This window comes from Streptomyces sp. KR55 (assembly GCF_052245645.1).
Lineage (GTDB): Bacteria > Actinomycetota > Actinomycetes > Streptomycetales > Streptomycetaceae > Streptomyces > Streptomyces flavusporus.
Genome location: NZ_JBQQCE010000157.1, coordinates 1 through 19,794, shown reverse-complemented (window position 1 = coordinate 19,794; position 19,794 = coordinate 1). Strand labels below are relative to the sequence as shown.

Sequence of the window (19,794 nt, the reverse complement as noted above, 5' to 3'; positions counted from 1 at the left end):
GACCCGAGGCCCACGCCGGGTCGTCGTCATCGGAGCCGGCTTCATCGGCGCGGAGACTGCCTCCTCCTGCGCCGCCCTCGGCCACATCGTCACCGTGGTCGAGGCTGCTCCGCTTCCGCTCGTGCCCCAACTCGGTACCGAAATGGCCGCCGTGTGCGCCGGACTCCACCGGCGTGGCGGAGTGGAACTGATCACCGGTGTAGGAGTGGCCGGCCTACGAGGCGCGGTCACCGTCTCCGGTGTGGCATTCTCCGACGGCCGCACCCTCCCCGCCGACGTCGTGATCGTCGGAATCGGCGTCACCCCCAACACCGCCTGGCTGGCGGGCTCGACGCTCACCCTGCACGACGGCGTTCTGTGCGACGACGGCTGCGTGACATCGCTGCCGCAGGTGGTCGCCGTCGGAGACGTCGCCCGTGTCGGTGGTTCACGCGCCGAGCACTGGACCTCCGCGACGGAGCAGCCCCGGGTTGCGGTGGCCAACCTCCTCGCCGGACGCACTGTCGAGACCGTGCGGTCGGTGCCGTACTTCTGGTCCGACCAGTACGGCGTACGCATCCAGTTCGCCGGCCGCCGCCGGGACGGCGACGGCGTGCGCATTGCCGAGGGTGAGGCCGCTGCCACGGAAGGGAGCGGCTTCCTCGCGCTGTACGAGCGGGAGGGGCATACGACCGCCGTGCTCGCGGTGGATCGTCCCCGGCCCTTCATGCGCGCCCGACGTGAACTCGTGCGCCAGGAAGGACGCGAACTCGTGGGCGGGGAAGGGAGAGTGAAGTCGACCACACCCTGAGCGGAAGCGGCTCGGCGGAACACACCCACCGGCGCCACCGACGGGAGCCCGACGCCGCGGCTCCCGCCCCCGAGGACAGGTACCTCAGGGGTGCGACAGCTGTCCGGTGCCGCCCCGTCGGCGTATTCGCTGCTGAGTGCGCTCGGTGGCCCGTGCCCTGCGCCGTGCCCTGCGCCGTTCGCGGCGCAAAGCGCGTGCGGTGCTGCTCGGCATCGACACCACGCCGTTGCGCTGATTCCAGACCTGACGCGTCACCCATACGTCGAGCACACTCCAGGTCGCCACCACGGTGCTGACGACGCTGCTGATCACCATGGGGAACGCCAGCCAGGATCCGGCCATCGTGCACAGGAAGGCGACCATCGCCTGGACCAACGTCACGGCGATGATGAGCACCGCCCGCACGGCAGCCGTCCGTACCGGGTCGGGCAGCCGACGGCGCTTCGCGGGCTCCTCGACCCACAACGGTCGGTAGTACGACCGCCCTTGGGCTGCATCCGGCTCAGCGGACCCCGCGACGCGCCCGTATCCCGCCGCTCCGGTGGCCATACCCGCCGGAGCGTCACGCCCTTCCCCCGACAAGCCCGCGTCGGCCGCCTCCCGCCCCTGCCTGGCCGCGCGCCGGTCCGCCGGCTCGGGTCCGCCTGCCGGAATGTCGCGATCCGGTGCCCTGGTGTCCCGCTGCTCCCTCACCCGCGCGGCCGCGCCGTCCGCGGGCGCCTCACGAAGCTCCGCCGTGCCCATCATCGTGTCACTCCCCACCGCCAGCAGACCGCTCGCCCCAGTCCGAAGACCCGACTCCCCAGTGGCTGCCCGGCTTGCGCTGTTTTACGCCGCCCGGGTGCAGGATGCGGCTCCTGTGGCCCATTCCGCCCCCATTTCCTGTAGAGAAGGACGAACGGTGCGTCCCGAAGATTCCCAACGAGCGAAAAATTCCGGCCAAACGCCCAGTCATGCCGACCTGATCGGGTCTCGGGGCCGCGGCCGGAATCGGGGAGGCAATCTCCCGCAATGGCCGGACAACTCCCCATGCCCGGCGACCCGTACGGAAGCTCGGCCTCCGGAAGGCCCTTCGAGTTAACTGTGCGACGGTAGTAGGCTCGCGCCGTTTGTTGATGCACATGTACCCCCTGCCGGTGGGGGTCGAGCTGGGGGAGGCCATGCGCTTTCGCGGGAAGTCCATCCGCAGGAAGATCGTGGCGCTGCTGCTCGTGCCGTTGGTGTCCCTGACCGCGATCTGGGCCTTTGCCACGGTGCTTACGGGACGCGAAGCAGGTCGGCTGGTCAGCGTCTCGTCCGTCGTCGAGAACATCGGCTACCCCATTGAGGACACCGTCCGGGTCCTCCAGCAGGAACGCCGCCAGACCCTGGTCCATCTCGCCGACCCCCGTGCCTCCGACGGACTCGCCGCGCTCAGGCGCAGCCGGACCGCCACCGACGAAGCCCTGGCCAAGGTCCGCAGGAACGCCCGGAACACCGAGGTGGGTGACGCCCTCGGCGAGGCCACGAACGAACGCCTGACCGCCGTACTGGACGCCTTCGAAGGCATCGAATCCCTGCGCAGCAGTGTGGAGGACGGCACCGTCAACCGCTCCCAGGCCCTCGACCTGTACAACCGCTTGGTCGACCCCTGCTTCGTCCTCCTCGCCGACCTCCATGTCGTCGACAATGTGGAGATGGACACGCAGTACCGCGCACTCGTCAACCTCGCCCGAGCCCGCGAACTGCTCTCCCGCGAGGACGCTCTCCTCGGCTCCGCGCTGATCGTCGGCAAGCTCTCCCGCGACGAGATCCGCGACATCACCGACCTCATGGCCCAGCGCACACTGATGTACGACACCAACCTGCCGCTGCTGCCGAGCTCGGAGCGCGACCGCTACGAGAGATTCTGGAAGAACGCCGCCAGCGCTCCCTTGCGCGTCGCCGAGGAATCCGCTGTCTCCGAGCCCTCTGGCGATGCCGGCGGAGTCACTGCGCAGAGTTGGGACACCGCCGCCGGGAATGTCCTCGACGAACTCGGCACCCTCGACGACGAGGCCACGGACCGCTATCAGGACCGCGTCCGCCCGATCGCGATCGGCGTCATCGTCAAGGCCGTCGTCGCCGGAGTGCTCGGCCTGATCGCATTGCTGGCCTCGCTCTTCGTGTCCGTCCGCATCGGCCGCGGCCACATTCGCGACCTGCGGCAACTGCGCCTGGAGGCACATGAGGCGTCCGGCGTACGACTGCCCAGCGTGATGCGCCGCCTCTCGACGGGCGAAGAGGTCGACGTGGAGACCGAGGTCCCGCGCCTGGAGTACGACAGGAACGAGCTCGGCGAGGTCGGCCAGGCCCTCAACACCCTGCAGCGCGCCGCCGTCGAAGCCGCCGTCAAACAGGCCCAACTCCGCTCCGGTGTCTCCGAGGTCTTCGTGAACCTCGCCCGCCGCAGTCAGGTCCTCCTCCACAAGCAGCTCACGCTCCTCGACGCCATGGAACGCAGGACCGAGGACACCGAGGAACTGGCCGACCTGTTCCGCCTCGACCACCTCACCACCCGTATGCGCCGACACGCCGAGGGCCTGGTGATCCTCTCCGGCGCCGCCCCTTCCCGGCAGTGGCGCAAACCCATCCAGCTCATGGACGTCGTACGCGCCGCCGTCGCCGAGGTCGAGGACTACGAGCGGATCGAGGTCCGCCGCCTGCCGCGCACCGCTGTCACCGGCCCGGCAGTCGCGGACCTCACCCATCTCGTGGCCGAACTCCTGGAGAACGCCACGGTCTTCTCGCCCCCGCACACGGCCGTCCATGTGCTCGGCGAGCGGGTCGCCAACGGCTTCACGTTGGAGATCCACGACCGTGGCCTCGGCATGGCGGCCGAGGCCCTGCTGGAGGCCAACCTCCGGCTCGCGGAGACCCCGGAGTTCGAGCTGTCCGACACCGACCGGCTCGGGCTGTTCGTGGTCAGCCGGCTCGCCCAGCGGCAGAACGTCCGGGTCTCGCTGCAGCCGTCCCCCTACGGCGGCACCACGGCCGTCGTCTTCATGCCCGACTCGCTGCTGACGGACGAGGTACCGGACACGAACGGTATCGGCTTCCGCCTCGACCGCCCCCGGCCCTCCAAGGAGGCCGAACTCGAGGAGAGCCGCAGGACCGCGCTCTCCCAGGTGCCGGTGCAGCTGCCCGGCCTGCCCACCTCGCTCCTGGACGGGCCGGTCGAACTGGAGGCCCCCGTCGACCTGGACGCCATCGAGGACTTCCCCAACGGGCTCGACGGCGAGGAGACCGAGCGCGGCGGACTGTTCCGCCCGCGCCGCTCCCTCACCCGCGCGGACGACGAGAAGACGAGCAGCGCCGACGACGAGCCGGGCGCCGGCCCCCTCGACGGATCCGGCCGAGCCGACACGGACGATCACCTCGGCACCCCGGTGCCCTTGCCCCGCCGACGGATCCCCAAGCTGGTCAGTTCCCACGGACGCCCGGTCACCGAGCAGCGGTCCCGTCGCCAGGAATCAGACGAGGAGAACTCGACCGGCCCCGCCGCACGCCGACCGGAGACGGAGCGAACAGCACCCCTGCCGACCCGTCGCCGCGGCGGCTCGCCACTCGGCCGGTCCTCCAGCCCCAACGGCCGTGCCGACGAGCGCCCAGCTTCCCAGGGCGAGGACCGCGGTGAGCGCTCCGACTCCCCGGGGGGCAGCCGCGCCGAGCGCACCGAGTCCCCGGTACGCGACCTCGGCGGGCGCACCGCAAGGCCCGGGCGTGGCCTCGCTGGACCGGCGGCGCCTCCCGCCCTCCCAAGGCGCACAGCGCCCTCTGCGATCGAGTCCGGCGCAGTCGACGACGCCGCCGAGCGCACCACGGTCGACGAGCCCGGGTCCGCCGTCGGTCCGCTCCCACGGCGCGTCCGCCAGGCCAGCCTGGCCCCGCAACTCCGGCAGGATCCCGGCCGCCGCACCGAGGACAGGACGGAACCCGTGGAACGGGACGCCGACGAGGTCCGCAACCGAATGGCCTCGCTCCAGCGCGGCTGGCAGCGCGGCCGCGAGCAGAACGCCGCGGGCGACGACGCCCAGCGCGGCACAGCACCACAAGGAACGACTAAGGGGGACGGTCGATGACCGCACCGAAGGCGACCGGCCACACCGCGAACGGCAAGTCCGGCGAGCTCAACTGGCTCCTCGACGACCTGGTGGACCGCGTCGCGAGCATCCGCAAGGCCGTCGTGCTCTCCGGCGACGGCCTTGCGACTGGTGTCTCCAAGGACCTGACCCGGGAGGACGGCGAGCACCTGGCCGCCGTCGCCTCCGGATTCCACAGCCTCGCCAAGGGCGTCGGCCGGCACTTCGAGGCGGGCAACGTGCGGCAGACGATGGTCGAGCTCGACGACGCCTTCCTGTTCGTCACGGCCGCCGGCGACGGCAGCTGCCTCGCCGTCCTGTCCGACGCCGACTCGGACGTCGGTCAGGTCGCCTACGAGATGACGCTCCTCGTGAAGCGCGTCGGCGCGCATCTGGCCACCGCTCCGCGCACCGATCTGCCCGCAGGCGGGTAGTGGGATGACATGAGTGCAGACGGTCAGGCAAGAAGCCACTGGTTCGACGACGAAGCAGGACCGGTCGTCCGCCCCTACGCCATGACGCGCGGCCGCACCAGCCATGCGGCCCAGCACCGCCTCGATCTGATCGCGGTGGTCGTCACGGAGCCCCACGCGGACGATCCGGAAGCGGACCCGGCGCTGTCCCCGGAGCACGTGGACATCGTCGCGCTCTGCCGCGAGGCCCCTCAGTCGGTCGCCGAACTCGCAGCCGAACTCGACCTGCCCATCGGAGTGGTACGGGTCCTCATCGGGGACCTCGTGGACGCGGAACTGATCCATGTGACACGCCCTGTACCCCCGGCCGAGCTGCCGGACGAGAATATTCTGCGCGACGTGATCAACGGCCTCCGGGCGCTCTGAGCAGCACGGAAGCGAGGTGGAGACGTGACAGGCTGGCAGTTCTGGGTCGACCGGGGCGGCACCTTCACCGACATCGTCGCGCGGCGCCCGGACGGTCGGCTGCTGACGCACAAGCTGCTGTCCGACAATCCGGCCCGATACGCCGACGCGGCCGTGGCGGGCGTCCGCGAACTGCTGGCCGGCTCCCAGGACCCCGTCGAAGCAGTGCGGATGGGGACGACGGTCGCCACCAACGCCCTCCTGGAACGCAAGGGTGAGCGCACCCTGCTGGTCACCACGCGTGGCTTCCGCGACGCCCTGCGCATCGCCTACCAGAACCGCCCCCACATCTTCGCCCGCCGCATCGACCTCCCCGAGCTGCTCCACGAACGCGTGATCGAGGTCGACGAGCGCCTCGCCGCCGACGGCACCGCCCTGCGCGCCCCCGACCTGGAGGCTCTCGCAGGCCCTCTCCGGCAGGCGTACGACGACGGAATCCGAGCCGTTGCCGTGGTCTGCATGCACAGCCACCTCCACCCCGCCCACGAGCAGGCCGTCGGGGAGCTCGCCGGGCGCATCGGCTTCCCGCAGATCTCGCTGTCCAGCGAGGTCAGCCCGCTGATGAAGCTCGTGCCGCGCGGAGACACCGCCGTCGTCGACGCCTACCTGTCGCCCGTGCTGCGCCGTTACGTCCAGCACGTCGCCGACGAGCTCGAAGGCGTACGCCTGATGTTCATGCAGTCGAACGGCGGGCTTGCCGAAGCCGGCCAGTTCCGCGGCAAGGACGCCATCCTGTCCGGCCCCGCGGGTGGCATCGTCGGCATGGCCCGCATGTCGCAGCTCGCCGGCTTCGACCGCGTCATCGGCTTCGACATGGGCGGCACCTCCACCGACGTCTCGCACTTCGCCGGTGAGTACGAACGCGTCTTCACCACACAGATCGCCGGCGTCCGACTGCGTGCCCCCATGCTGGACATCCACACCGTCGCGGCCGGCGGCGGCTCGATCCTCCACTTCGACGGCTCCCGCTACCGCGTAGGGCCGGACTCGGCGGGCGCGGACCCCGGGCCCGCCTGTTACCGGGGCGGCGGCCCGCTCGCCGTTACCGACGCCAATGTGATGCTCGGCCGGATCCAACCCGACCACTTCCCTCACGTGTTCGGCCCCGACGGCGACCAGCCCCTCGACGCGGCCCTCGTCCGCGACCGCTTCGCCGCCCTCGCGCGTGAGATCCGCGAAAAGACCGGCGACGACCGCACCCCGGAACAGGTCGCCGAGGGCTACCTGCAGATCGCTGTCGCCAACATCGCCAACGCCGTCAAGCGGATCTCCGTCCAGAAGGGCCACGACGTCACCCGCTACGCCCTCACGACATTCGGCGGTGCGGGCGGCCAGCACGCCTGCATGGTCGCCGACTCGCTCGGCATCCGCACCGTCCTCGTACCTCCCATGGCCGGAGTCCTCTCCGCGCTCGGCATCGGCCTCGCCGATACCACCGCCATGCGCGAGCAGTCCGTCGAGGCCCCCCTGGAGCCCGCCGCCATGCCCGGCGTCCTCAAGACGGCGGACGACCTGGAGGCAGCCGCCCGCGCCGAGCTCCTCGCCGAGGACGTCCCCGAGGACCGTATCGAGGTCACCCGCCGCGCCCAGCTCCGCTACGACGGCACCGACACCACCCTCACCGTCGAGCTGACCGATCCCGCCACGATGCAGCACGCTTTCGAAGAACGTCATCGCGCCACGTACTCCTTCACCCTCGACCGCCCGGTCGTCGTCGAAGCCCTCTCCGTGGAAGCCACCGGCATCACCGAACCCCCCGATCTCTCCGTTCTCGCCCCCTACGAGGGCCGCCCCACCGCCCCGCAGGCCGTCCGCCTGCACACCGGCGGCGCCTGGCGCGACGTACCCCTCCATCGCCGCGAGGACCTGCCCCCGGGCGACATCGTCACAGGCCCCGCGATCATCACGGAGGCCAGTGCGACGACCGTCGTCGACGACGGCTGGCAGGCCGCGGCGACCGACGACGGGCATCTGGTCATGGAACGTGCGGCGATTACACAGAGTTCCGAACTCGACACGAAAGCCGACCCGGTTCTCCTTGAGGTCTTCAACAACCTCTTCATGTCCATCGCCGAACAGATGGGTGCCCGACTCGAGTCCACGGCGCAGTCCGTCAACATCAAGGAGCGTCTGGACTTCTCCTGCGCCCTGTTCGACCCGGACGGAAACCTGGTGGCCAATGCCCCCCACATCCCTGTCCACCTGGGCTCGATGGGCACGAGCGTGAAGGAGGTCATCCGGCGCCGCGGCAGCAGCATGCGGCCCGGGGACACCTACGCGGTGAACGACCCGTACCACGGCGGCACCCACCTCCCCGACGTCACCGTGATCACCCCGGTCTTCGACACCGACAGCGCCGAGGACACGCAGAGTGACCGAATCCTCTTCTACGTCGCCTCGCGCGGCCACCACGCCGAGATCGGTGGTATCGCCCCCGGCTCCATGCCCGCCAACAGCCGCACCATCGAGGAGGAAGGCGTCCTCTTCGACAACTGGCTGCTCGCCGAGAACGGCCGGTTCCGCGAGGAGGAGACCCACCGCCTGCTCACCGAGGCACCCCACCCGTCCCGCAACCCGAAGACCAACCTCGCCGACCTGCGCGCCCAGATCGCCGCCAACCAGAAGGGCGTCGACGAAGTCGCCCGCATGATCCGGGACTTCGGCCTCGACGTCGTCCAGGCGTACATGCGGCACGTCCAGGACAACGCCGAGGAAGCCGTGCGCCGCGTCATCGACGCCTTGGGCGACGGCGAGTACGCCTATGAGACAGACTCGGGCGCCGTCATCCGGGTACGCGTGCGCGTGGACCGCGAAAACCGCTCCGCCACGGTGGACTTCACTGGTACGTCACCCCAGTTGGCCACTAATTTCAACGCGCCCTACTCCGTCGTCAATGCGGCTGTCCTCTACGTCTTCCGCACCCTGGTCGCCGCCGACATCCCCCTCAATGACGGCTGCCTGCGCCCGATCGACATCGTCGTACCGCACGGCTCCATGCTGGCGCCCGAGCCGCCCGCCGCCGTCGTCGCGGGCAACGTGGAGACCTCCCAGGCCATTACCGGCGCCCTGTATGCCGCGCTCGGGGTTCAGGCGGAGGGCTCGGGGACCATGAACAACGTCACCTTCGGCAACGCCCGCCACCAGTACTACGAGACCGTTGCCTCCGGATCCGGCGCGGGTGACGGCTTCCACGGCGCGAGCGTCGTCCAGACCCACATGACCAACTCGAGGCTGACCGACCCCGAGGTCCTGGAGTGGCGCCTGCCCGTCCAGCTCGAGGAGTTCTCGGTCCGGCGCGGCAGCGGAGGCGCGGGACGGTGGCGCGGCGGCGACGGCGCGGTACGCCGCATCCGGTTCCACGAGCCGATGACCGTCTCGACGCTCTCCCAGCACCGCAGGGTTCCCCCGTACGGCATGGCAGGCGGTGAGCCCGGCGCCCTCGGCGCCAACCGCGTCGAGCGTGCGGACGGCACGGTCACCACACTCGGCGGAAGCGATGCGACGGACGTCGGCCCCGGTGACGTACTCGTTGTCGAAACCCCCGGCGGCGGAGGCTACGGGCCACCGCCCCCCGACCCCCATCAAGCAGGAGAAGAGATCGATGATCTTCGGGCGTTCTGAGCGCGGCAAGCCCCCGGTCGAGCCCGTCACGCTCAAGATCCTGGTGGCCGGCGGCTTCGGTGTCGGCAAGACCACCCTCGTCGGCGCGGTCAGCGAGATCAGGCCGCTGCGCACCGAGGAACTGCTCACCGAAGCCGGGCGCCCGGTCGACGACACCAGCGGTGTGGAAGGCAAGCACACCACCACCGTGGCCATGGACTTCGGCCGCATCACGCTGCGCGAGGACCTCGTGCTGTACCTCTTCGGGACGCCCGGCCAGGAGCGGTTCTGGGTCATGTGGGACGAGCTCTCCGAGGGCGCGCTCGGCGCCGTCGTACTCGCCGACACCCGCCGCCTTCAGGACAGCTTCGCCGCCGTCGACTACTTCGAGCGGCGTTCCCTGCCGTTCCTGGTCGGCGTCAACTGCTTCGAGGGAGCCGCCCGTCACCCGGTCGAAGACGTCCGCCAGGCCCTCGACCTCGACGCCGACGTACCGCTCCTGATGTGCGACGCGCGCGACCGCGAGTCGGTCAAGGAGGTCCTCGTCGGCGTCGTCCAGCACGCGATGGCGCTGGCGGCGGACCGCCGCCAGACCGTCACCACCTGACGCACGAGTACGGCCCGTACCCCCGCCGACCGGGGTACGGGCCGCAGTCCGAAAACGGCGCCCACGCGCGCGTGGCTCAGTCCTCGCCGTCCTCCACCCAGCCGAAGCTCTTCTCCACGGCCTTGCGCCAGTTGTGGTACTCGCGTTCCCGCACGGACGCCTCCATGGCCGGCGTCCACTCGACGTCCCGCTGCCAGTGCGCCTTGAGCTCGTCGAGGTCGTTCCACACGCCGGTGGCGAGTCCGGCCGCATACGCGGCGCCCAGACAGGTCGTCTCGGACACCCGGGGCCGGATCACCGGCACGCCGAGCACGTCCGCCTGGTGCTGCATCAGGAGGTTGTTCTTCGTCATGCCGCCATCCACCTTCAACGTGGTGATGTGCACCCCGGAGTCCTGGTACATGGCATCCACGACCTCGCGCGTCTGCCAGCTCGTCGCCTCCAGCACCGCGCGCGCGAGGTGCGCCTTCGTGACGTACCGGGTGAGTCCGGTGACGACGCCACGCGCGTCGGAGCGCCAGTACGGGGCGAACAGGCCCGAGAACGCGGGCACGATGTAAGCGCCGCCGTTGTCCTCGACGCTTGCCGCCAGCGTCTCGATCTCGTCGGCGGTACGGATGATGCCGAGCTGGTCGCGGAACCACTGCACCAGGGCGCCCGTTATGGCTATCGAGCCCTCCAGGCAGTAGACGGGAGCCTCACTGCCGATCTTGTAGCCCATCGTCGTCAACAGCCCGCTCTTCGACGGCACCGGCCGGTTGCCGGTGTTGAGCAGGAGGAAACTGCCCGTGCCGTATGTGTTCTTCGCCGATCCCACGTCGTAGCAGGCCTGCCCGAACACGGCCGCTTGCTGGTCCCCGAGCGCCGACGCGACCGGGACGCCGGCGAGTTGGCCCACGGCAGTCCCGTACACCTCGGCCGATGACCTGATCTCGGGCAGGACGGACTCGGGGACGTTCATCGCGGAGAGGATGGACCGGTCCCATTGGAGTGTCTCCAAGTTCATGAGCATGGTGCGTCCGGCGTTGGTCACGTCGGTGACGTGCCGGCCGCCGTCGGTGCCGCCGGTGAGATTCCAGATGAGCCAGGAGTCGATGGTGCCGAAGGCGATCTCGCCCCGCTCGGCGCGTGCCCTGAGGCCGGGCACGTTGTCGAGCAGCCAGGCTGCCTTGGGGCCGGAGAAGTAGCTGGCCAGCGGCAGTCCGGTCTGCTCGCGGAACCGGTCCTGGCCGTCCGGGCCGCCGAGTTGGTTGCAGAGTGCGGCGGTGCGGGTGTCCTGCCACACGATGGCGTTGTGCACGGGCTTGCCCGTGGCGCGGTCCCACAGCACCGTCGTCTCGCGCTGGTTGGTGATCCCGAGCGCGCTGAGCTGGTCGGCACGCAGCCCGGCCTTGGCGATCGCTCCGGCGACCACGGCCTGCACCTTGGACCAGATCTCGGTGGCGTCGTGCTCCACCCAACAGGGGTTGGGGAAGGTCTGCCGATGCTCGCGCTGGTCGACGGCGACGATCGCGCCGTTCCGGTCGAAGATGATGCAGCGGCTTGACGTGGTGCCCTGGTCGATCGCGGCGACGTACTTCTCGGCGTTGTCCGTCATGGCTACCCCTTGGGCTCGGTTCAGAAGGCTGCGTTGTAGATGAGGCCCGCGAGTGCTCCGCCGACGAGCGGGCCGGCGACCGGGATCCAGGCGTAACCCCAGTCGGAGGTGCCCTTGTTCGGGATCGGCAGGAAGGTGTGCACGATGCGCGGGCCGAGATCGCGCGCGGGGTTGATCGCATAGCCGGTGGGCCCGCCGAGGGAGAGACCTATGCCGACGACCAGCAGCGAGACGATCAGCACGGTGGTTCCGGATTCGCCGAGCCCCTCGGTCAGTCCGAAGGCGAGGATCGGCAGGACCAGCGCAATGGTCGCGATGATCTCTGTGATGAGGTTCGCGAGTGGATTCCGGATCTCCGGGATGGTGGAGAAGATGCCGAGGGTCGGAGTCGGTTCGTCAGCCGTGCCCTCGGTCGTGCCGGACGTACGGACATTGGCCTGGAACTGGGCGAGATAGACCAGGTAGGCGAGGACGGCGCCGAGCATGGCGCCGATGATCTGGCCCAGCAGATAGACCCAGACCGTGCCCCACTCGCCGGTGTCGACGGCGATGCCGAGGGTGACGGCCGGATTGAGATGTCCGCCCGACAGGGGAGCGGCGGTGTAGGCGCCCGCCAGGACGCCGAAACCCCAGCCGAAGGCGATCACGATCCACCCCGAGGCCCGCGCCTTGGAGTATCTGAGGGTGACGGCGGCGCAGACACCGGCCCCGAACAGGATGAGGATCGCGGTACCGATGATCTCGCCGACGAAGATGTCTCCGTTGCTCATGGCGGCTCCTAGGCGCTGGCCCGGAGTGATCGACCCCGGTCCTCCGTGCAGGGTGCGTGTCCCGTTGCTCACGTGCCGACGTCAGCCGAAGGCAGGGAGGGTTCCGCGCCCCGCCCGGCGTCCGTGACGAGCGTGCCGTGGCAGCCGAATCACCCGTGGGGGAGCGGGCCTTGGCTCGGAGGGCCCATGCGGCGCATTGCCGTAATACGCCGAGAATGTACGGCGATGTCGACTGACACCGGGAAGTGTTCACCGGCGCCCAAGGGGCGTCAAGGTCGCCGACAGCAACGGTTCGGAGCCCGCGTACGCGCGCCGGCCCACCGTCCACGCTGACTCGCTGTGCAGCAGGGCTCGGCACCGACCGGCGCGAACCCCGGGACCGTTGCCGCAACCGGCCCGCGCCGGGCCGACCGCTCACCCCCGCCCCGGATCCCCCACCGCGCACCCCGCCTGGCTCGCCGCCGACTCCGAACCGCGCCGGATCTCGTGCCCGGATGCCCCTGCGCGGCCCAGCACCCAACTCGCGCCGTTCAGCGACTTCGCAGCCTTCTTGAGTGGCGCCAGCCAGGCGGCCGCCTGTCGGTGATCCGTCACGCTTCCGGGCGCGCACAGCACCGTGGCGAGGGACAACGTCACCGGGCGCCCGCCCGCCGACCAGGGCGTGTCCAGGACCGAGGCGGCGAGCGGATCCAGCCCTTCCGGGTCGGCCAGCACCAGGAAGTCGTCCCCGCCGATGTGTCCCACGCGGGTGCTGCCGGACGCCGCGAGCTGCAGCGCCCGCCCCACCGACCGGATCAGCTCGTCGCCGGCCGCGAACCCCGCTCCGTCGTTCACCTGCTTGAAGTGGTCGACATCCAGCCAGCTGAGCGCGAACGTCCGCCCGTCCGCGATCCGCCGGTCCACCTCACCGGTGATCGCGTCCGAACCGGGCAGCCGGGTCAGCGGATTGAGCCCGGCCGCCTCCTCGACGCGGGTCTCGGCCAGCGCCCGCACGAGGTCCGCCAGTCGTACGACGCCCACGCACCGGCCGTACGCGTCGACGACGGCCACGTCGTCCGAGGTGCGGTCCCTGCCGCCGTCCGCCACCACGTCCAGCACCTCCCACGCGGTGGCGTCGACCCCCACCGTCCGCGGCGGATCGCCCAGCTTCGCCGCGGGCCGGTCGGCGTACAAGGCGTGTCCGTAGCGGCCCGACATCGACAGCAGGAAGCGCGAACGGTGCACGGACCGCACCGGCACCCCCTGCCCGTCCACGAGCAAAACGCCGGACACATCCGGCGAGCCGGTCAGCAGCGCCCGCACCTGGGCCGCGGACGCGTGCGCGGGCAGCAGCGCGGCAGGCCGGACGAACTCGCGCACCAGTGGGCCCGAACGCGCCGGTGCCTCGACCCCGGCGGAGCGGAGCGGAACGTATACATCCACTGTGGGCAGCCTGGCCGGCGGTGCGAACAGCTCACCCTGGGCCAGTTGCGCCCCGGCCGACAGCGCCGCCGCGCACTGGAATTCGGTCTCCACCCCCTCTACGGACAGCAGCGCCCCCACCTCGTCGCACAGCGTCCGCATCGCCCTCACCGCGGCCGCCCGCGCCAGCAGGGACGCGTCGAGCTTCACCAGGTCAGGGGCTATGTCCGTGAGCAGCCGCAGCGGTACGTCGCCGTCTCCGACACCGTCCGCGCTGATCCGGAAGCCCTGCTCGCGCAGCGCGGTGACCGCCTTCAGCAGGGCCTGCTGTGGCACATGCGTGTACGGCGGGCAGACGTCGATCGTCACCTCCCACGGCATCCGGCCCATCGCGCGCACGGCATCGTGCAGCGAGGCGAGACCGCCCAGGTCGGCCAGGGTGCCGGCGAACACGTTCACATGCAGCGGCAGCAGCGTCTCCTTGCGAACCGCCGCGCGGAGCCCCAACACGGCCAGCTGACCGTCGAGTTCGGGGTCCCGACGGGCCTCGGCCAGGACGTCGCCGGCTTCCGGACGGGCGAGGATCTCCAGGGCCGCGATCCCGCCGGTGGACAGGTTGACCACCGGTTGGAAAGCAAAGCGGAGCGTATCCGACCAGGAGTGCACGGGAGCATGATGGCGCTGCCGGAGCGCGCAGAGGCCCAGTTCATGAGACGTTCACGCAGGATTCCGGGCCGGTCACGCAGCGTAACAAAAAGTCTGCCATCGGCCTTGCCGAGCCGCTGAAGCCGCACGCATACGTTCGACTCGGTGATCTCCGTGCGCCACGCCGTCGGCGTGCGTACTGCGGCCGGTCGCACCGTGGGCACGCCCGCTGCTCACCGAACCGCGATCACCGCAGATCCGTGCCCGAACAGGCCCTGGTTGGCCGTGATCCCCACGCGCGCCCCGGCAACCTGCCGGTCACCGGCATGACCCCTCAACTGCCAGGTGACCTCGCAGACCTGGGCGATCGCCTGGGCCGGAACCGCCTCCCCGAACGAGGCCAGCCCACCGCTCACGTTCACCGGTATTCGCCCGCCCGGTGCCGTCGTACCGTCCCGCAACAGTTTCGCGCCCTCGCCCGCGCCGCACAGCCCCAGATCCTCGTACCACTGCAACTCCAGGGCCGTGGACAGGTCGTACACCTCGGCTACGGACAGGTCCTCCGGGCCTGTGCCTGCCTCCTCGTAGGCCGCACGCGCGATGGACGCCCGGAACGGCTCGGTGGCGCTCGCCGCTGCCGCAGCGGAGTCCGTCGCGATGTCCGGCAGGTCCAGCACCGTGTTGGGGTAGCGCGGCGTCACCGTGGACACCGCCCGTATCCGCACCGGCCGGTCCACCCCGTGCCGCCGCGCGAACTCCATGCTGGACAGCACCAGCGCCGCCCCGCCGTCCGAGGTGGCGCAGATGTCGAGCAGCCGCAGTGGATCGGCGACCACCGGAGAGGCGGCGACGTCCTCCGCGGTGACCCTCTTGCGGTAGCGCGCGTTCGGATTCAGCGCACCCAGCGCTGCGTTCTTCACCTTGACCTGCGCGAAGTCGTCCAAGGTGTCCCCGTGGACGGCCATCCTTCGCCGTGCGTAGAGCCCGAAGTAGGTCGGATTGGTCGCTCCGAGCACTCTGAACCGAAGCCAGTCGGGGTCGTCGGGCCGGTCACCGCCGGCCGGCCGGAAGAACCCCTTGGGCGCGGCATCGGCGCCCACCACGAGCACCACGTCCGCGAGCCCCGCGAGGATCTGGGCCCGCGCGCTGTACACGGCCTGTGCCCCTGATGCGCACGCTGCGTACACGCTGGTCACCCGCGCCCCCTGCCAGCCCAGCGCCCTGGCGAACGTCGCCCCGGCCACATACCCCGGATAGCCGCCGCGCACGGTGTCCGCGCCGACGATCGAGCCGACCTGCCGCCAGTCCAGCCCGGCGTCGGCGAGCGCCGCGCGGGCCGCCGCCGCTCCGTACTCGACGAAACTGCGCCCCCACTTGCCCCACGGGTGCATGCCGGCCCCGAGCACCGCCACGTCTCCCGTCACTTCGTCACCCCCGTAGGCCGCCAGTTCCATGTCGTCCAGATCGTCTCCGGGTCCTCGTGCAGCACGCCGGGAACGACCTCCACCTCCATGCCCACCGCCAGGTCGGCGACGGTCACTCCGGGAACTGCCTGTCCCAGGACCATGATCCGCTCGGACTCCAGCTCCACAGCGATCAACGTGTACGGCTCCCACGGAAGTTCCGGATCGGTCACATACGGTGACGGGGGCCGGTACCGGCTGTCCGTGTACGACCAGATGCGGCCCCGGCGCGAGAGGGGCACTTCCTGCAGAGCCCCGCCGGAACACCCGGGGTTGCGGCAATGGGCGTCCTCGCGCGGAAAGAAGACCGCGGCGCAAGCCGAGCAGCGCGTGCCCAGGAGACGGAAGCCGTCCCCGTCACCGGTGAACCATCCGGCCACCACGGGTGTGCGTGCACGCAATGGTCCTCCCGCACAGCAAGCAGAACTGACGGACCGTCAGGAGTCTGCCACGGCAAGCTCGTCCCGTCACCCGATCGGACGTGCACTGCCCCCTACCGCTTCCCGGACGCCGATCTCTCCGGCAACATGTAGGAGACATGACACGACTTTCCCTGGTGGTCCGCGGCCTGATCACCTCATTCGCCGCCGCGCTGGCTCTGACCACCACCTCCGCCACCGCCCAGGCGAAGACCGAGCCCAAGGCACCACACGGCTTCGTTGCACTGCGCACCGTGGACCGGACGATCATTCAGGAGATGCGCTACTTCACCCCGCACAATTTCGTGGGCGAGCGCATCGACGGCTACCGGCAGCCCCTCTGCATCCTCACCCGCCCCGCCGCCGAGGCGCTCCACGAGGCCCAGGCGACCTTGTTGCGCCAGGGCTACACCCTGAAGGTCTACGACTGCTACCGGCCACAGCGAGCCGTGAATCACTTCGTCCGCTGGGCCAAAGACCTCGACGACCAGGCCATGAAGAACGAGTTCTATCCGAATGTCGACAAGACCCGCCTGTTCGCGGACGGCTACATCGCCGAGAAGTCCGGCCACAGCCGCGGCTCCACCGTGGATCTCACGATCGTGAAGCTCCCGGCCAGGCCGACCCGGCCTTACGTACCCGGAGAACCCCTCGTGCCCTGTTACGCACCCCAGAGCGAGCGTTTCCCCGACAACACCGTCGACATGGGCACCGGATTCGACTGCTTCGACACCCTCTCCCACACCCTCGACCCGCGCATCCAGGGCGAGCAGCGGGCCAACCGGCTCCTGCTCAAGAACGTCCTGGAAGACCTCGGATTCGTGAACCTGGCCGAGGAATGGTGGCACTACACGTACAAGCCCGAGCCTTACCCGGACACCTACTTCGACTTCCCAGTGTCGGCGAAGTCGCTCGACCACGACCACTGAGCGGCCCGGGGAAGACGCCCTCTCCAAGATCGGCTACAGTCCGCCGCGTGTCCGAGACTCAACACTCCATCCCCAACCCCGCGCGGAACTCCCACTGTTCGAGCTGCGGATCGCCCTACGGAGAGGGCATCTCCGGCTGGCCTCGCACCTGCCCCGCCTGCGGCACCGTCGCGTATCGCAATCCACTCCCGGTGGCGGTCGCCCTCCAGCCGGTCTACGACCCCAAGGGCACCGCTCTGGTCGTCGTCACCCGAACCGTGGCCCCCGCGCGCGGGGGCATCGCATTGCCCGGCGGTTACATCGACGACCGTGAGGACTGGCGGCACGCCGTCGTCCGAGAGCTCAAGGAGGAGACGGGCATCGAGGCGGCGAGCCGCGACGTACGGCTCGTCGACGCGATGAGCTCGCCCGACGGCCATCTGCTGCTGTTCGGTGTCCTTCCGGAACGTCCCGCCGACAGCCTCCCGGAGCCGGCTGCCACTGACGAGACGGAGGGCTGGCACCTCCTGCGCAGGCCCGAGGAACTCGCCTTCCCCCTGCACACGCTCGCCGTCCGGGCCTGGTTCGAGGGCAGGTACGTCTGACGTCAGCGGTCCCCGAGCCCGCGTACACGCACCGGGTGGGGCGGCTCGCCCATGCGGTCGGCATCCTCCCGCTCGACGACTACTCGCGAGCCCTCCCAACGCACGGCATACCGCTCGATCTCCGATTCCTCCCACCCGTCGCCGACGTCCGGGACGACCAGCCCGCCTCCACCGCGTCCCGGAGCGGGAGCCCACACCTCCAGCTCCAGTGCGCCGTCATCCCCGCGCACAGGGAGGACGGAACCCGCGCGCGCGAGCACCGGAATCCGCGACAAAGGGGCTTCGACGAGAACCTGCGCGGGCCCCTCGTACGTCTGCTCCGTGGCCGTGTCGTACCAGAGCCCCCGCGGCAGCTGCACGGCACGCCGGTCCGCGCCGGGATCGAGCACGGGCGCCACCAGTAGGCAGTCGCCCAGCAGGAAGGCGTCCTCGCAGTCCCGCAGAGCCCGGTCCTCGGGCGCGCCCCACCACAGCGGCCGCACATAGGGCGCCCCTGTACGGCGGGCCAGGTGCGCCAGCGTCATGAAGTACGGCAGGAGCCGTCGGCGTTCGACGAGCGCCACGCGCGCATGCTCCAGTACCTCGGCACCGAACTCCCACGGCTCCCTGCGCCCCGCTCGCAGACTCGCATGCGTGCGGAACAGCGGCAGGTACGCTCCGAGCTGGAACCAGCGCAGATACAGCTCAGGCGACGGACTCCCGTCGAAGCCGCCCACGTCCGGTCCCGAATACGGCACCCCGCACAGGCCCAGCCCCATGACCAGCGACAGTGACGCCCGCAGGCCCGGCCAGCCCGTCGCCACGTCACCGGACCAGGTGCCCCCGTAGCGCTGCATGCCGACCCAGCCAGAGCGCGAGAACACAAACGGCCGCTGCTGCGGCGCCAGTTCGCGCAGTCCCTCGTATCCCGCCATCGCCATGCACAGCGCGTACACGTTGTGCGCCTCGCGATGGTCGCCGCCCCGCCCCTCCAGGGCATGCCGGGACGATCTCGGCAGGGTCGGTTCACCGAAAGCCGCGAACGACGTCGGCTCGTTCATGTCGTGCCAGAACCCGGAGAACCCCTGAGCGAGCCGCTCCTCATAGAGGCCACCCCACCACTCACGCACGCGCGCGTGCGTGAAGTCCGGGTACACCACCTCGCCCGGCCACACCACGCCCCGCACCAGCTCCCCCGAGCCGTCCCGCACAAACGCGTCCTCCGTCGACCCGCTGTCGTACACGGCGTTGCCCGGCTCGGCCTTCACCGCCGGATCGACGATGGACACCAGCCGGATCCCGTCCCGCCGCAGCTCCTCGGCAAGCTCCGGCAACTGGGGAAAGTGCTCTTGGTCCACGGTGAACACCTGGTGGGCGTCGTAGTGGTCGATGTCCAGATGGACCGCGTCGAGCGGCAGACCGTTCTCCTGATACCCCGCGACGATCCGCCGTACCTCCTGCTCCCTGCCGAAGCCCCACCGCGCGTGATGGTGGCCCAGCGCCCATGCCGGCGGCAGCGTGGGCGCCCCGGTGAGCGAGGCCCAGGCAAGCAGCACGCGCGCGGGAGTGCCCACGATCACCCAGCACCGCAGCGGACCGCCGTCCATGCGCAGTTCGCTCATCCCTGCCCGGTCGTGTCCGGAACCGGCCCCCTCCTCGCCCTCCCGCAGCGTGACGGTGCCGTCCCACGAGCTGTCATGGAACACCAGATGCGAGCCCGCATCGGCCACCACGAACTGCACGGGCATCGTGATGTACAGCGGATCGTCCCCAGGTGCGAACGCGCGGCCCGGATCGGTGTTCCACAGCCGGTACGTACCGTCCCGCAACCGCGGCCCGGACGCGCGCCCGCCGAGCCCGAAGAAACGCGCGTCCGCCGACACCTCCGACCGCTGCAGCCAACGCGCCCGGCCTCCTCCGACCGGCTCCCACCACCGCGGTGGCAGAGCGCGACGCAGGGTCACGCCCCCTGGGGTGCGCACCTCGACAGCACCGTTCCGCGACACCGCGACGGTCACCCGCTCGGCCACGA

15 protein-coding genes are annotated in these 19,794 nt (G+C 70.4%); 8 read left to right on the top strand and 7 right to left on the bottom strand.

Annotated elements, in window-relative coordinates:
- A partial coding sequence (locus ACTWQJ_RS23200; RefSeq protein WP_443308524.1) for an NAD(P)/FAD-dependent oxidoreductase occupies window positions 1–790 on the top strand: 790 nt, incomplete at its 5' end.
- Between the two features lie 84 nt (window positions 791–874).
- Here ACTWQJ_RS23200 and ACTWQJ_RS23195 read toward each other — a convergent pair.
- Window positions 875–1,534 carry a hypothetical protein gene (locus ACTWQJ_RS23195; protein ID WP_443308528.1) on the bottom strand — a complete coding sequence of 220 codons (660 nt, stop codon included), beginning with the start codon at window positions 1,532–1,534 and terminating at the stop codon, window positions 875–877.
- Window positions 1,535–1,950: 416 nt separating this feature from the next.
- Between ACTWQJ_RS23195 and ACTWQJ_RS23190 the strand changes: the two genes are divergently transcribed.
- Genes ACTWQJ_RS23190 through ACTWQJ_RS23170 form a run of 5 tightly spaced genes read left to right on the top strand, consistent with a single transcriptional unit; the run spans window position 1,951 to window position 9,975 of the window.
- Window positions 1,951–4,890 carry a nitrate- and nitrite sensing domain-containing protein gene (locus tag ACTWQJ_RS23190; RefSeq protein WP_443308527.1) on the top strand — a complete coding sequence of 980 codons (2,940 nt, stop codon included), beginning with the start codon at window positions 1,951–1,953 and terminating at the stop codon, window positions 4,888–4,890.
- The gene (locus ACTWQJ_RS23185) at window positions 4,887–5,324 is read left to right on the top strand and encodes a roadblock/LC7 domain-containing protein (RefSeq protein ID WP_224735485.1); all 438 of its coding nucleotides are present in this window, start codon (window positions 4,887–4,889) and stop codon (window positions 5,322–5,324) included. The genes ACTWQJ_RS23190 and ACTWQJ_RS23185 overlap by 4 nt, the downstream gene beginning before the upstream one ends.
- A 9-nt stretch (window positions 5,325–5,333) precedes the next feature.
- Window positions 5,334–5,729 (top strand): DUF742 domain-containing protein, encoded by a 396-nt coding sequence (locus ACTWQJ_RS23180; RefSeq protein ID WP_385511303.1) that lies wholly within the window; start codon window positions 5,334–5,336, stop codon window positions 5,727–5,729.
- Window positions 5,730–5,753: 24 nt separating this feature from the next.
- A complete protein-coding gene (locus tag ACTWQJ_RS23175; RefSeq protein ID WP_443308523.1) occupies window positions 5,754–9,389 on the top strand; it encodes a hydantoinase B/oxoprolinase family protein in 3,636 nt (1,211 codons plus the stop codon).
- A complete protein-coding gene (locus ACTWQJ_RS23170) occupies window positions 9,370–9,975 on the top strand; it encodes a GTP-binding protein (RefSeq protein WP_443308522.1) in 606 nt (201 codons plus the stop codon). Before ACTWQJ_RS23175 ends, ACTWQJ_RS23170 begins: the two co-directional genes overlap by 20 nt.
- Window positions 9,976–10,051: 76 nt before the next feature.
- On the opposite strand, the gene glpK is transcribed toward ACTWQJ_RS23170, so the two are convergent.
- The 5 genes from glpK to ACTWQJ_RS23145 form a co-directional block, all read right to left on the bottom strand.
- Window positions 10,052–11,572 (bottom strand): glycerol kinase GlpK, encoded by a 1,521-nt coding sequence (gene glpK / locus ACTWQJ_RS23165; protein ID WP_443308521.1) that lies wholly within the window; start codon window positions 11,570–11,572, stop codon window positions 10,052–10,054.
- 20 nt (window positions 11,573–11,592) lie between these two features.
- Window positions 11,593–12,342: an MIP/aquaporin family protein gene (locus ACTWQJ_RS23160; RefSeq protein WP_129796741.1), complete on the bottom strand. Its 750-nt coding sequence runs from the start codon at window positions 12,340–12,342 to the stop codon at window positions 11,593–11,595.
- Between the two features lie 414 nt (window positions 12,343–12,756).
- Entirely contained in the window at window positions 12,757–14,409 is a 1,653-nt protein-coding gene (locus tag ACTWQJ_RS23155) for an EAL domain-containing protein (protein ID WP_443308520.1), read from the bottom strand.
- 212 nt (window positions 14,410–14,621) lie between these two features.
- Window positions 14,622–15,812: a lipid-transfer protein gene (locus ACTWQJ_RS23150; protein ID WP_443308526.1), complete on the bottom strand. Its 1,191-nt coding sequence runs from the start codon at window positions 15,810–15,812 to the stop codon at window positions 14,622–14,624.
- Window positions 15,809–16,234, bottom strand: coding sequence for a Zn-ribbon domain-containing OB-fold protein (locus ACTWQJ_RS23145; RefSeq protein WP_443308525.1), 426 nt, complete (start codon window positions 16,232–16,234; stop codon window positions 15,809–15,811). Before ACTWQJ_RS23145 ends, ACTWQJ_RS23150 begins: the two co-directional genes overlap by 4 nt.
- Before the next feature lie 155 nt (window positions 16,235–16,389).
- Between ACTWQJ_RS23145 and ACTWQJ_RS23140 the strand changes: the two genes are divergently transcribed.
- Entirely contained in the window at window positions 16,390–17,199 is an 810-nt protein-coding gene (locus ACTWQJ_RS23140; protein WP_443308519.1) for a M15 family metallopeptidase, read from the top strand.
- A gap of 47 nt (window positions 17,200–17,246) precedes the next feature.
- Entirely contained in the window at window positions 17,247–17,783 is a 537-nt protein-coding gene (locus ACTWQJ_RS23135; RefSeq protein WP_443308518.1) for an NUDIX domain-containing protein, read from the top strand.
- A gap of 2 nt (window positions 17,784–17,785) precedes the next feature.
- Here the strand turns inward: ACTWQJ_RS23135 and ACTWQJ_RS23130 are convergent.
- On the bottom strand, window positions 17,786–19,794 hold a 2,009-nt coding region (locus tag ACTWQJ_RS23130; protein WP_443308517.1), incomplete at its 5' end, for a glycoside hydrolase family 31 protein.

Excerpts from the sequence above, each read along its gene's own strand:
- ACTWQJ_RS23185 (WP_224735485.1), top strand. The coding sequence starts at position 4,887 with ATGACCGCACCGAAGGCGACCGGCCACACCGCGAACGGCAAGTCCGGC.
- ACTWQJ_RS23140 (WP_443308519.1), top strand. The coding sequence starts at position 16,390 with ATGACACGACTTTCCCTGGTGGTCCGCGGCCTGATCACCTCATTCGCC.
- ACTWQJ_RS23160 (WP_129796741.1), bottom strand. The coding sequence starts at position 12,342 with ATGAGCAACGGAGACATCTTCGTCGGCGAGATCATCGGTACCGCGATC.
- ACTWQJ_RS23180 (WP_385511303.1), top strand. The coding sequence starts at position 5,334 with ATGAGTGCAGACGGTCAGGCAAGAAGCCACTGGTTCGACGACGAAGCA.
- ACTWQJ_RS23190 (WP_443308527.1), top strand. The coding sequence starts at position 1,951 with ATGCGCTTTCGCGGGAAGTCCATCCGCAGGAAGATCGTGGCGCTGCTG.
- ACTWQJ_RS23170 (WP_443308522.1), top strand. The coding sequence starts at position 9,370 with ATGATCTTCGGGCGTTCTGAGCGCGGCAAGCCCCCGGTCGAGCCCGTC.
- glpK (WP_443308521.1), bottom strand. The coding sequence starts at position 11,572 with ATGACGGACAACGCCGAGAAGTACGTCGCCGCGATCGACCAGGGCACC.
- ACTWQJ_RS23195 (WP_443308528.1), bottom strand. The coding sequence starts at position 1,534 with ATGGGCACGGCGGAGCTTCGTGAGGCGCCCGCGGACGGCGCGGCCGCG.